The organism is Anaerohalosphaeraceae bacterium (assembly GCA_035378985.1).
GTDB lineage: Bacteria > Planctomycetota > Phycisphaerae > Sedimentisphaerales > Anaerohalosphaeraceae > JAHDQI01.
Genome location: DAOSUR010000002.1, coordinates 1 through 13,916 on the forward strand (window position 1 = coordinate 1; position 13,916 = coordinate 13,916).

The window sequence follows — 13,916 nt, forward strand, 5'->3', positions numbered from 1 at the left end:
GCTGGATTTCCGCAATTTCAATCTTGCGGGCATCCAGGTCTTTTTTGAATTGGTCCCGAGCCTGACGGGTTTCCAGGACTCGCCGGTGATTTTCTCCGAATCGGGCTGTCTGCTGAGCCAGCAGAGCTTCAATGCTGTTCAGCGAGTTCTGGAGCTCTCGAACAAGCGGGTCTTGTTCGACTGCCTGCTGAACGACCTGGTCGTAATCCGTCTGGGTTGCGCGCCGTTCTGCGATAGCGAGCAAGACCCGCAGCCGCTCCCGCTCTGCGTCCAGCCGACTGAACTCGTTGTACAAAGAGGCCAGCTTTTCATCCATATAATCCCGGTACGACATTGTTTTCGTGTCCAGCTTGGCGAACTCGCTTCCGGCCCGCAGGTTGTCCATCTGGGTTTGAATGGCTCTCAGGCTGTCGCGAAGGTCCTGACGGGCCTTTTCTTCCGAAGCCATCTTTTCGGAAATCTCGGCACGGGCCTTTTCCCGCTGATCCGACAAAAACAGGCGAACCATTTCATTGACAATCAGCGCCGCCTCCTTCGGGTCGGCCCAGGTCATCGAGACCCGGATAAAGTCCTGATCTCGAGATGCATTCACCGCAAGTTTCTTGTCCAATTTTCGGATGGCCTTGGCGACATCAATCGAAACAATTTCGCCGGAGGCATCTCGTTTGACAAACTGCTCGAACCATTTGGTGGCTCGGATGCTGTCCTGCTTAATCAGGTTCTGGAGCATGTCCTGCTGCTTCATCAGGGCTGCTTTGGTGGCTCGGAATTGGTAGTACAAATCCTTTTGCGGCTGGATTGAAGTAAACTCCCGCGGGTCGGACGTAACCGGCGGCAGGACATTAATTCCGGTCGAAGCGGTATAACGTGGGAAGAATCGCAGCATCACCACATAGAGACCCGCTCCGAGAATAAATCCGGTGATTGTAAAGAGAACAATCATCCAAATATGCCGCCGCAGAATTCCGAGAATCTCTTTCGGCGTCAAGGCGACAACAGCCGCCGGCGGCGGGGCCATTCTTATCGCAGAGGGATGCACAGGAACAGGAGCTGTCATTCCCTGGATTACCCGTTGAATCTGTTCAGTCATATTTCAACTCCCGTTGTAATGGTCGGTTGCTCTCCGTCTTTATACACTCAATTCCTGAATTTTCTTTTCCAAAGCTTCTTTTTCTTTATCCGGAATGCCGGCGGATTCAACGGCCTTTCGATAGGCCGAGACGGCTTCAGGCTTCTTGCCCAGACCTTCCTGAGCCATTCCGATATGTTTGTAGACCTCCCAGGGAATCGGCTCATTGCGGGCTTCATGAAGCTGAATGGTTCGAAGCAGGGCCTGGTGGGCTTCTTCAAAATGTCCCAGCAGACACTGGATGTAAGCGTAGGTGTCCAGGTAGATGGGATTGCCCATTTCCATCTGGCAGGCCTTCCGAGAATATTCCAGTGCTTTTTCGAGCTGCTGTTTATTGTCCGCCAGCATATAGGCCAGATTGTTCATTGCGGTATGGTTGTTAGGCATGGCTTCCAGCAGTTTTTCCATCAGACCGACGGCCTGCTGAAGATATTGTTCATCTGCGGTCTGTGCATAGGCCATCGTGTAGATATTGGCTTTTTTCATGGACAGCTGGAGCCATTCGGTTTGATTGGGCTGGAGCAGTTCCAGGCAGGCATTGATGTATTGAATCGCCTGATTGTACTGACCCGTCTGGGAGTAAAGACTGATTGCGGCCAAGAGCCCTTCGATGGATTTGGGATTCTGGCGGAGCTTCTGCGTGCACCACTGAGCTACCGTATCCGGTCCGGTCTTTTCCACAATGATGGAAACGATGCCGCTCATCAGGTCAATATTGGTGCCGGCTTTCTCGAGGGCCTGGAAGAAGTTCTGGACGGCTTTGTCTTTTTGTCCCAGCTCCGTATGGGTTTGGGCCACATACGTGTAGAGAATTGCGGCATGAGGCGAATCAATATTTTCCGCCGCAAATGCCAATAATTTGTTATAGGATTTGCTTTGGAGCAGGGTTTCCATGTAGTAATCCAGCGTTCTGCCGTCTCCCGGACCCTCTTTGCGGCTTAATTCCCATGCCTTGGCAAGGAGCTGTTCGGCGGTGGTCAAATCTTTCTGCTCCAGATAGAATTTGCCTGCACGGAAATGCCAGTACACATTGTCCGGATACTTGTCGAGGGTTTCCTGATAGAAGCGTTTTAAGTCGGCGGTGCGCTTGCGCTGTTCATAAATGCTTTCGAGCATGGCACGCAGCTGCATAGGGGCCTGCGGTTCATTGAGGCCGCTTTTTAATTCGCCGATGGCGGCCTCCATTTGACCGCTTTCGAGATACACATTTGCCAGTTCAATCCGCGAGGCTGCGCTGGCTTCAATGGTTTTGCTTTTCAGGAGGGATTCAATGGCTTTCGGATAGTCTCCCATCAGCCGGTAGACTCGTCCCCGCAGACGCCAGGCGCCGGCGTGTTCCGGCTGATTTGCGAGAAACTCGTTCAGTTTTGTCAGGGCGTCCTGAAGCTGTCCGCGGCTGATGCGGTACCATGCATCCAGGAGAAGCACCTGCGTTTGATTGGGATAGCGCTCTCGGAAGCTGGCAATTTGTTTGTCGATGGATTCCGTAAATTCATATTCCAGATAACGCTGCAGGACCCACAATTCCTCTTCTGCGGTGGATGCCAGCGGGAGCATTGTATCGAGCAGACGCCGGACGGCGGCACGGTCTCCTTTGCCTTGAGCAACCAGAATGAGACCCTGCAGGGCGTCTTTGTCGGAGGGATTCTGGCGAATCAGCTCATTCAGGATGGCTTCGGCCTTCTCAAACTGGCCGTCACGCAGGTAAAAACGCCACAGGACCTTGGATTGGCCGCTCAGCAGGGATTCCGCTTCTGCAGAACGGCCGGTCTGACGCAGGTATTCTGCGAAAGCGTTGAGCACTCCCTCATTGTTTGGGTCGATTTCCAGCGCTTTTTGGAAGGCGCCGCCGGCCACTTGATAAAGCCCCTGTTTTTTCGAAGGGTCTCGCTCCCGTTCCGCCATCCGCATGGCCATATTTCCAAGCAGAATAGCGTTGGAGACGGTGGGGCTGCTTTTGAGCAGCTGCTGCCGCATTGCCAAAGACCGTTCCGGATTTCTTTCGAAGGTGATTTCTGCATAATAACTCTGCAGGTTGCGGTTTCCCGGATTCAGCAGCATGGCAAACAGGAGCATCCGTTCGGCTTCTTCGGCCTGCTCCGGCGTGACCTTGGCGCCCAAGCGGGCGTTTCGCTCCTGCAGGAGTGAGGCGTAATGCAGAATCGCTTCCGGACTGAGCGGGTTCATCCGGGCGGCGGTTTGAGCGGCGTTCACGGCATCTTCCAATTTGTTTTGAGACAGGAAGATGCGGCTTTTCAGCAGCCACGCCTGCGGCAGCAGAGGCCGATAGGTTAGGCATTCATCCAGAAGACGCAGCGCGACATCGAAGTTTTCCCTCGCCATGGCCATCTGTGCAGCGTAAAAGCTGCCCCCGCAGCCGTCCAGATTTTTCTGTCGGGCCTGCTGGGCTACTTTTTCCGCCTCTTCAAACGATTTTTGATTCAGCAGCGACTCATAGTATGCATTGACGACAGTCGCATCATCCGGAAACTGCTCATAGGCCTGGCGATAGGCCGCCGCGGCTTCCTGCATACGATTTGCCGAGGCATAGAATTGAGCCAGAGAGACCAGCCGTTTCCGCGGGTCCGAAATTTCGTTGAGTGATTCTTCCGTCAAACGCGAAAGCAATTCCGCAGGGATAGCCGTCGGGTCCGGCTGAGACAGCTGTTTCTGCAGAACGGCGAAGGCCGGCTCATCGGGCCGCTGCTGCCGAAAGGCATCCACCAGTGCTTTTGCCTTTTCAATTTCTTTATCCCGAATCAGACGATGACAGGCAGACAGCAGCAAAGCGCTGTCCACTTGATCAATGTCGAGTTTTATCAATTTGGAAAAGAGATTGAACTGTTCCTCATAAAGCGCATTCAGCTGCTGTCTTTTTTCCGGCGGAAGGGGCGTTTCCTCTTCACCGGCTGCCGGGGCGGTGAGTGAAAGAATCTTGCGGTTTACCAAAAGCAGACGCAGCGAAATGGTTTCCGGTTCTTCCGGATTGAGGGCCTTCAGGGCCTCTTCAGCTTCCTGGATGAATCCGGCCTCGATAAGGGCCCGCAGTCGAAGACGTTCGGTTTCGACGGTGCTGCCGTAGCTGTTTTCATAGGTTCGAATCATCATGACCGCCTGCGGGTAGTTTCTGGCAACGATAAGAATTTTGGCGTAGTCTATGAGGGTTTCCGGTTTCCAGGAGGCCGCACTGTTTCGGTTAAAGATCGCTTTTTCGAGGAACTCTTTGTGCATTCCAAAAACGTTTTGGTCGGCCATTTCCTGGGCCAGGATATAGCAGAGGTAGGAATCAATTTGAGAAGGTTCATTGGGAGCATCGAGTGCCTTGGCTTGTTCATAGGCCTTGTACAACTGGCGGACGGCTTTGTCTTTCTGTCCTTCCGCCAGGGCAAGCAGTCCCTGCCATTTTTGGATGGCGGGGTTCTCTGCAGAGCCCAGCAGTTGCGTCATTCGGTCTACAGCCGTTTTCACCCGTTTCATCTGCGGTTTAAAGTCGTCCACGGAACGTCCGGCACGGATTCCCTCCAGGATGGTTTCGATGTGAATCTGAGCAAGGAAGGAATGCAGGGCGTACTGGTTGCTGCGGGCGTAAGACTGGCGGGGACCGGTCTGTTCCTGTGCATCCGGAAGGTTCAGGGCGTTTTCAGCGATTTGGACGGCTTCTTCAATCAAAGCCGGTTTTTTCTGGACGGAACCAAGCCGATGAAGCAGGGTGGCAAGATGGAGAAGATGTCGGATGTTCTGCGGAGCGAGTGCGACGGCCTGCCGCATTGCAGCGGAAGCCCTCATCAGCTCTTCAGAACGGCTTAAATTTCCTGCCCGTTCGTATGTACTGGACAAAGCCGTATAGAGAACATCGCTGGACGGGAGGGTTTGGATGAGATTCTCGACCTGCTGACGAATCTCGCCCAGACGGTTCGGGTCTGTAAGGGTTTCCAGTTCGAAGTTGATTTTCGCGGCCCATGCCGACGGACGGTCGCTGCATTGTTCGACAGCCTGCTGAAGGATTTTTGCGGCTTCCTGACGGGCGGTCTCTCTCGCTTGGAGGTTCCCCTGTGAAGTTTCAATTGAACTGCGAACCAAAATGCTGTCCGCTAAGTATTCATATCCTTTTGTGTCATCAGGATTTAATTCAATATACCGCTGAAAGTCGGAGGCGGCTTGCTGGACCATTTCCAGGCGGTTGCTGACAGCCCCCAGGCGGGCCATTTCCAGGGAAGCTCGTCCGTGAGCCAGGAGGACCTTTGGGTCGAGCGGCTTTTGGGCTTCCTCCAGAATTTTCAAAAGGTCTCGGGCGTAATCCTGCACCTGTTTCCATGCCTGCGGCTGCCCGAGGTCTGCCACTTCATAAAAATAGTCAAACAGTTTGCGTGTAGCCGTTTCGTTTTTCGGATCGAACCGGAGAATTTGATTCCAGCAGCCCAGCGCTTTGCCCCAGTCGGCCTCGTGATGTTCGTTTTGAATCAGCTGAAATTCGGCGTAGCGAAAATAATTGGCAATTTTGTCCCGATTGGTTTTGGCTACAGCACAGGCCCTCCCGAAAAACCGTTCAGCCGTTTTGTAATCATTTTCCTTGAGAGCGTCTTCAGCTTTTTTCAGACAATATTCGGGGTTTCGGCCCCGCAGAACGTACACGCCTGCCCCGGCAACACACAGGGCTCCTGCTCCGACTAAAACCAGCAGGATGATTACCACTTTCTTATTGAGTTTCTTGGCCATACTCGTTCATCCGTTCCTTATTAAGAATCGTTTGGTTTTTGGTTGATTTCTTCCCAGTCCGGCCAATGGTCGGTTTCCAGAACCGGCAGGAGAATTGAGAGCAGTTTCCTGCTGCCTTCGATGACCTGGTTTTTGTCCGGATAAAGAATCTCGGCAAAACCAAATCCGTAAAATTTCCATTCCACTTTGCAGAAATAGGAATATCGGCTGAAAAAGTTGCTTCCAAGCAGCGTACGGGTTTCGGTTCGGCTGGAGGCATACTTTCCGTTGACCTTGAAGAAATATTGAACCCTCAGTTCTTTTTCAATCGGCATTGGGCCCTGAAGACGCTGACTGAAAAGAATTGACTGAACACCAAGCGTGTCCGGAATCAAAGACCGGACGGATTCCGGCATGAACTCTTTCTGAATGGGGATTGCAAGGACCTCGCTGGCCAGTTTCGTATTGCCGCCGCCCACGTAGCATTCATCCGGTACATGCGGCACCATATCCGGATTGCCGGTGTAGTAGGTGATAAACAGGGAGCAAAACCGCAGGGGGCTGTCTTTGGGAACTTCCGGGTCTTCCAGCTCCCATTGGAGATATTCCTCCGTTCCTAAACTGTCCAACACATCCCGGTTGGTAATCCGATTTTTTTTCTGAACCAGATAAGGAGCAATTTTGGTTTCATTGAGTTTTTCGAAGGAGGCCTTCAGCGGGATAGGGGATTTTGAGAAATAAACCCCCATCTGGCGAAGCGTATATTCTTTGGAGGCGGAGGCGACCGCCAAAATACCCGTGCAGATGAGAAAAGAGGGCCTCCAAAAGGAGCGAAGGGGGGATGTCATAACCGCTCCTCCTTTTCAGCAGAGGACTCTGAACTCCGCCTGCGGATAATGACTGATGCGGGGGTTTCGGTTTCTTCCACGAACAGATTTTCCATCAGCCAGGCCAGACCCCAGTAAAAAAAGAAGGCCACAAAAATCATCATCATCCCGAGCAGATCATGATAGATACCCTGGGCATATTGGGGGTCGCCGAAGATGTAAATGAGGCCTGTTACCGTGACCCGAATCATATTACAGAGGATGGCAATCGGGATTGTACTGACCAGGAGGATGATTTTCTGCCAGGCCGGACGTTTATGCAGATAAGCCATCAGAACACTCAGGGCCAGGAAGGCCCAAAGGAGCCGCATCCCGCTGCAAGCTTCCGCCACATCGAGAGCGGGCTCCAGCCGAACCCCTTTGTATTCAATTTCGATCGTGACACCTTGTGAAACAGCTTCCAGATTCGGAATCAGGTCTAAAATTGCGGTGGATACATGCGCTGCCGCCAGTCGAAGCGGTCTGGAGATTCGAGTGTAAATGTCGGCCGGCAGCGGAATGGCGAAATAGAGATAAAAGATCGGCAGCCAGACCTGTTGGAATAATTTCCAGCCGCCCAAAAGAAGAACCGCAGAAGCCAGAGAAGTGAGCATCAAAAGCGGATATCCGTAGCCGAATTTCAGCACGGCAATGTTCAAGGCATACAGCCCTAAGGATGCCGTCAGTCCCAGGATGCCCCAGAAATAACTGGGTCGAATGGGGGCCTGGAGGACATCTTCTTTGCGGCGGTTTAGAAGATAAAGACTGAACAAAGGTATCAGGAATCCATGAGACCAGCTCGGGTCAAGCCACTGGACAACGAGTCGATGGATGTCTTTGTAAAAGAAAGAATAGAAAAGAATTCCGACAATTGCGATTTGAATGTACGTAGCGATAGAAACACGGCGCCATCCGCTCGAAGGCATTGAGGGACTGGAAGCAGAATAGTCTGTAGCGGCTGAGGAAGGTGCCATCAGTGTGTTCCTGTACGGTTACCAAGTCCAGATGTCTTCGAAATCCTCATTCGCGAAGTTTCTGTCATACACAAGTCCGAAACCATACGTAGCACGGAAGGCATTTCTCAAGACAGCCAGATAACGGCTGCTTCCGTGTGTTCCTACGTTAATCAGGTCATAGGGTTTGATGAAGAAATCCGGCTGGAGGCCTTTGGCGATTTTTTTCAGGTCAACCAGCACGATTTCTTCCTGAGCCATTCCGGCGGGATTTTTGCCCAACCGACGAATTACCTCTACTTTCTGCGGATAAGCAATTTGATTCAGCCCGCCCGCTGTGGCAATAGCTTGTTTGAGTGTGATAGGTCTGCCGGTCAGGGGGAACGGCCCTTGTGCATTTACATTCCCCAAAATCCAGAATTCTCCAATGATGTCCAGCGGAACCGTAATTCGGTCTCCGGGACGTATGACAATGTTGTAGCGGGGATCGCCGGCCAAAAGCCGATCGACGGGAACCCGAATAACTCGCGTTGTCGTTTTTGTTTTGCCGATGTCTTTTGCGCCAAAACCTTCCGGCAGGGGTTCTTCAGGAACTTGCCGGGCCGGTTCTGCAGCGGGCGGGGGTGTTTGTTTGGCAAGCGGTACACCGGAACGGACTTTCGGTATCCATTTTCCATTCTCATAAACCCACTCGATAGGTTCGCCTGGTGAGGGGGGAGTTTCGGCGGGCTGTTCCGGAGTGACTTCAGGGGCTGCCGGCGGCGGCACCTCAAAACCTTCCGGTAAAGCCAATTCCTCAAGTTCTTCTCGTGTTGCCATTTCAGCCGAAGCAATCAGGATGCCTCCGCGTTTCGAAGCGTTCTCGGATGGAGTGATAATCTCGAGAAGTTCATTTTCCTGTGTCTGCTGCGGTTTCGAGGTTGGAGCGGGCTGTACCGGTGGTTCTTCGATAGACGCTGCGTTTTCTGTTGGGCTTGCCGGAAGTGTTTCGGATTGTTCTACAGGGACGTCACGAGATACGTAAATATAGCTGAGGTTGAATTCCGCAATGCTTCCGGTTAAGGCAATAGCATCGGTCAATCGGAATGTATATCGAGGCAGCGGAAAGCGGCCCGAGGTGCCCAGACCTTGTCCGACAATAGAAAAGTATTGTTTTTGGGATTCAACCAAACTGACTGTGACGGATGGGTTTTTGAGGATGTTCGGTGATAAGATGTCTCGGATTTCCTGTTCCAGCTGGGGTTCTGTCAAGCCGGCTGCTCGGACAAGCCCGACATCCGGAATCGAGATGCGTCCTGTTTCTGTGACCACATAATTATTTGTATATAGTTGTCCTTCCTGGTAGAGTTCGAAGATGCTGATTTGGACAATATCGCCCGGCCCAAAAACATAATCAGTCTGGAAATCGATAAGGTCTTCCGGTCTGGGGTCTTCGGCGCCTTCATAGGCGGGACTTGGCTCTTCAGCGACTCCCAGCGTGTTCAGGATAACGTTCACCTTTGGGGTCGGCTCGAACCGTCCGATTTGAGTGGGGTCCAACGGGTCATTGTAGCAGCCAAAGAGAAGGGAAAGAATCAGAAGGTTTCCCAAATTGACCAAAAAGATTCTTTTTTCCATTTTCTCGCTCGTTAAAAAGTAAAAATAGATATAATAGACATACAAATATGCAAATGTCTATTCTTCCTAACATTCCTGCTATCGGTTTCTTTTGAAGCTTTCTTAAGTAGTATATCGGTCGTAAAACCTTTATTGAAACATTATTTATAACTTGACCCAAGAGGGCTGTTGGCCCTTGAGAAAAGACCGGATTTCTGCATTATTGGATTAAACAAAAAAGTGTAAAAAACCTCCATATTGTACTCATACTCGCTTTTTCGAAATCGGTTCATTGAGAAGCCGCAATTTCTTTATATTCTATCTGGATAAGGAGAATTTTAGAAGAAATACCATTTGTAATATCAAATATATCTATTTTTCTCGGAATAAGTATTTCCCTTTTTCCCAAAAGGCGCCAATTGTAGAGAATCGCCATCAGGGTTTTGTTGTCTTTTTTGTTGTGAACTCTTACACGTTCAATAATGCCTGTTTTTTGATTTTTGAATAAAGTTGCTTCCAGACCGTCAGAGTCTGTTAAGAAAGGAATGGCGGTGTAGACCTGACCTTCCAGATTGACAGGCGTTTGTTCGGGTTCCGGACTGACTGATAAAAGGCCGCTGCCGTATAGGAAACCGGAAAAAAGAGCCAGTAGGGATTCCGGCCGCCATTCTCCTCGCCATGTTTTAGGGTCGCCGGCAGAGCAGCTGAAAGCTCCTTTTTCCCATTTCCATTGAACTGTGCCTTCCGGTTCCTGAGCGGATATCTCCAGTATTTGGAGGGAGGGGCAAAAGTGATGTTCCTGCTCTGTGTAATAAGTTTTCCCAGCAGGCAGATAGAACGCTGTAACAGCATGTGCCTTCAAGAGGTCCTCACAGGGCAAAGTGTTTTTCCCTTCGGAAGCAGGACCATTGCGGTTTGAAAGCTCGCATCCTGTCAAAGCAAGTCCCAGCAGGAGAGATAACCACTCTGTTTTTCTTTTCAAGCTCATAAACAGTTCCTCGTGTTGCAGAAAAAGAACAGGCAGTCCTGCTTTTGTCAAGACCGCCTGTTCATGTACTCAGCATTCGATTTGCGACAACTTTTCGTAGAGAGCGTATTTCCGCTTAACGTAACGGCGAGCTTCTTCCAGAAGCTGTTCGGCGATTTCCGGCTTGGTTTTCTGGAGAACGCGGAAACGGTTTTCCCCGCTTGCGTATTCGCCGAAGTCCAGCGTGGGGGCCTTGGAATCCAGCTGAAGCGGATTTTTGCCCTGCTGGGCCAGACGCGGGTCAAACCGGTATAAAGGCCAGTGACCGCAGGCAACGGCCTTTTTCTGTTCCTCATATCCGCGGCCCATATCCTCGATTCCGTGGGCAATGCAGTGGCAATAGGAAAGAATCAAAGACGGTCCGTCATAACTTTCGGCTTCCACAAAAGCCCTGACGGCTTGAGCGGGATTGGCTCCGATGGCGATGGACGCCACGTAGATGTTTCCGTAGGTCATGGCAATTAATCCCATGTCTTTTTTGGGAAGACGTTTGCCGCCTGCGGCGAACTGGGCCACAGCCCCCAATGGGGTCGATTTGGACATCTGGCCGCCTGTATTGGAATAAACCTCTGTGTCCAGCACCAGGACATTGACATTTTCACCGCTGGCCAGGACATGGTCCAATCCGCCGTAGCCGATGTCGTATGCCCATCCGTCGCCGCCGACAATCCAGACACTCCTGCGGACAAGATAGTCTGCCACGGTCAGAAGCCGCTCACAGTCCGGACAGCGGCTTTGACGGCAGGCGGTTTTCAGCTCTTCCACACGGGCTCGCTGGGCTTCAATGCCTTCCTGGGTATCCTGGGTTTTCATTCCTTCTTGGAGGGATTCCGCCAGTTCTTTTCGGACACATCCGGCGGAAGCCGCCTTCTCGAGCAGTTCGAGGGCGTGGGTCATCATTTTGTTGATTGCCAGACGCATCCCAAGTCCGAATTCGGCATTGTCTTCGAAAAGACTGTTGCTCCAGGTTGGGCCTCGTCCGTCGGCACGTTTGGTATAGGGTGTGGTCGGAAGGTTGCCGCCGTAAATGGAAGAGCAGCCGGTGGCATTGGCAATATAAAGCCGGTCGCCGAACAGCTGGCTGATCAGTTTGATGTTGGCTGTTTCGCCGCAGCCGGCACAGGCCCCCGAGAACTCAAAGAGCGGCGGAACCAGCTGACTGCCCTTAATGGAGGCCAGTTTAAACTTTTTCGGGTCTGTGTTGGGAATGGACAGGAAGAAGCGGAAGTTTTCCCGCTCCTGAAGCCGCAGCGGTTCCTGAAGGGCCATATTGATGGCCTTCCGTCCGGTCGGCTGCTTGTTGGCATCGCGTTCAACCGCCGGGCAATTCACGACGCAGGCCTCGCATCCGGTGCAGTCTTCCGGAGCGACCTGCACGGTAAATTTCATCCCGGCAAACTCCTTGCCTTTGGCATCGATGCTCTTAAAAGCCGCCGGAGCATTTTTCAGGCAGCTGGGGTCATACGCTTTGATGCGAATGGCGGCGTGAGGACAGACAAAAGAGCATTGGCCGCATTGAATGCACAGGTCCGGCTCCCAGACCGGAATATGAACGGCGATGTTGCGTTTTTCATATTGGGTTGTACCTGTGGGGAATTTGCCGTCGCAGGGCATCTTGCTGACAGGCAGTTTGTCGCCGCGTCCGGCCATAATTTCTGCCGTGACGGTGCGGACGAATTCGGGGGCGTCATCCGGCACCATTTTGGCCATTCGAATCTTGCTGGTGGCTTTCGAAGGCACCTGGACTTTGTAAACTTTTTCGAGGGCCTGGTCCACGGCGGCATTATTCATCTGTACGATTTTTTCACCTTTTTTGCCGTAGGTCTTTTTGATGGCATCCTTAATCGCCGTTACCGCTTGCTGAATATCAATAACATTGCTGATTTTGAAGAAAGCCGTCTGCATGATGACATTGATGCGGCTGCCCAGCCCGAGCTGTTCGGCAATGCCGATGGCATCGATAACATAGAAATTGATTTTCTTGTCAATGATTTGCTGCTGAACCTCGTAGGGCAGGGTATCCCAGACTTTGTCGGGGCCGTGACTGCTGGTCAGCAGGAAGGTTCCGCCGGGCTTCAGATTCGACAGCATATCGTATTTTTCGAGAAAGCTCGGATTGTGACAGGCCACAAAGTCCGCCCGGCTGATGAGATACGGGCTGCGAATGGGATCGGGACCAAACCGCAGATGCGATACCGTAACGGCCCCGGCTTTTTTGGAGTCATAGACGAAATAGCCTTGAGCGTAATTCGGGGTTTCTTCGCCGATGATTTTGATGCTGTTCTTGTTGGCTCCGACCGTTCCGTCAGACCCCAGTCCGTAGAACATTCCTGTAAAGGTTCGGCCGCCGATGTCAAAGGATTCGTCGACTTCCAGACTTGTCCGGCAGACGTCGTCCGTAATGCCGACAGTGAAGTGATTTTTCGGCTGTGCGGCATCTAGATTGTCGAAGACGGCTTTGACCATTGCGGGGGTGAAATCTTTGGAGCCCAGACCGTAGCGTCCGCCGATAATTTTGGGATAATCCTTAAACGGTGCCCACCCTTCGGACATTCCTTCCCCAACGGCCGTGCGGACATCCAAATAAAGCGGTTCGCCGATGGAACCGGGTTCTTTGGTGCGATCCAAAACCGCAATCTTTTTTACGGTTTTCGGAAGGGCCTGAACGAAATGTTTGCTGCTGAAGGGCCGATAAAGCCGAACTTTCAACACGCCGACTTTTTGTCCTTTGCTGTTCAGATAATCAACCGTTTCGTGTACCACGTCGGCACCGGAGCACATAATCACAATGACCTTTTCCGCATCGGGGGCTCCGATATAGTCGAAAAGATGATACTGCCGGCCGACGATTTTGGCGAACTTGTCCATGGTCTGCTGGACGATTTCCGGGCAGGCCAGATAGAACGGGTTGACGGTTTCCCGTCCCTGGAAATAGACATCGGGGTTTTGAGCGGTACCGCTGATCATCGGGCGGTCTGGATTGAGGGCGCGGGCTTTGTGGGCTGCTACCAGTTTGTCATCAATCATTGCCCGCATATCCTCAAAGGTCAGTTCTTCGACTTTTTGAACTTCGTGACTGGTTCGGAAGCCGTCAAAGAAATGCAGGAAGGGGACTCGGCTGGCCAGCGTGGCCTGCTGAGCAATGAGAGCCATATCCATTACTTCCTGGACATTGGAGGAAGCCAGGAGGGCAAACCCCGTTTGCCGCACGGCCATCACGTCCGAGTGGTCCCCGAAAATACTCAGGGCCTGACAGGCCAGCGAACGGGCCGATACGTGGAATACGGTCGGCAGGAGTTCTCCGGCGATTTTGTACATATTTGGAATCATCAGCAGGAGTCCCTGAGAGGCAGTAAATGTAGTTGTTAACGCTCCTGCCAGCAAAGCCCCATGGACGGCACCGGCCGCTCCGCCTTCTGACTGCATTTCCATGACGGAAGGAATTGTCCCCCAGATATTTCGCTGACCGGCGGCGCTTTTGGCGTCGGACATTTCTCCCATAGGGGAGCTGGGGGTAATCGGGTAAATTGCGATGACTTCGTTGGTAGCATGTGCTACGTGGGCAACGGCCGTATTGCCGTCTATAGTAACCATTTTTCGTGCCATAAGGGTTTCTCCATTCAGAGTTCAAATCCTACAGAGGGAAATCG

At 52.1% G+C, this 13,916-nt stretch carries 7 protein-coding genes; all 7 read right to left on the bottom strand.

From position 1 onward, the window contains the following. Window positions 1-1,090, bottom strand: a 1,090-nt coding sequence (locus PKY88_02345) for a Wzz/FepE/Etk N-terminal domain-containing protein (GenBank protein ID HOQ04039.1), incomplete at its 3' end; no start/stop codon positions are given. 39 nt (window positions 1,091-1,129) lie between these two features. Then, window positions 1,130-5,845: a tetratricopeptide repeat protein gene (locus PKY88_02350; protein HOQ04040.1), complete on the bottom strand. Its 4,716-nt coding sequence runs from the start codon at window positions 5,843-5,845 to the stop codon at window positions 1,130-1,132. Between the two features lie 20 nt (window positions 5,846-5,865). Then, complete coding sequence (locus PKY88_02355; GenBank protein ID HOQ04041.1) at window positions 5,866-6,672, bottom strand: hypothetical protein; 807 nt, start codon at window positions 6,670-6,672, stop codon at window positions 5,866-5,868. Continuing rightward, complete coding sequence (locus tag PKY88_02360) at window positions 6,669-7,664, bottom strand: exosortase/archaeosortase family protein (GenBank protein HOQ04042.1); 996 nt, start codon at window positions 7,662-7,664, stop codon at window positions 6,669-6,671. The genes PKY88_02355 and PKY88_02360 overlap by 4 nt, the downstream gene beginning before the upstream one ends. An 18-nt stretch (window positions 7,665-7,682) precedes the next feature. Further along, window positions 7,683-9,260, bottom strand: a complete 1,578-nt coding sequence (locus PKY88_02365; protein ID HOQ04043.1) for a polysaccharide biosynthesis/export family protein — start codon at window positions 9,258-9,260, stop codon at window positions 7,683-7,685. A 268-nt stretch (window positions 9,261-9,528) separates the two neighbouring features. After that, window positions 9,529-10,227 carry a hypothetical protein gene (locus PKY88_02370; GenBank protein HOQ04044.1) on the bottom strand — a complete coding sequence of 233 codons (699 nt, stop codon included), beginning with the start codon at window positions 10,225-10,227 and terminating at the stop codon, window positions 9,529-9,531. A 69-nt stretch (window positions 10,228-10,296) separates the two neighbouring features. After that, window positions 10,297-13,872, bottom strand: coding sequence for a pyruvate:ferredoxin (flavodoxin) oxidoreductase (gene nifJ, locus PKY88_02375; protein HOQ04045.1), 3,576 nt, complete (start codon window positions 13,870-13,872; stop codon window positions 10,297-10,299). Window positions 13,873-13,916 lie beyond the last annotated feature (44 nt).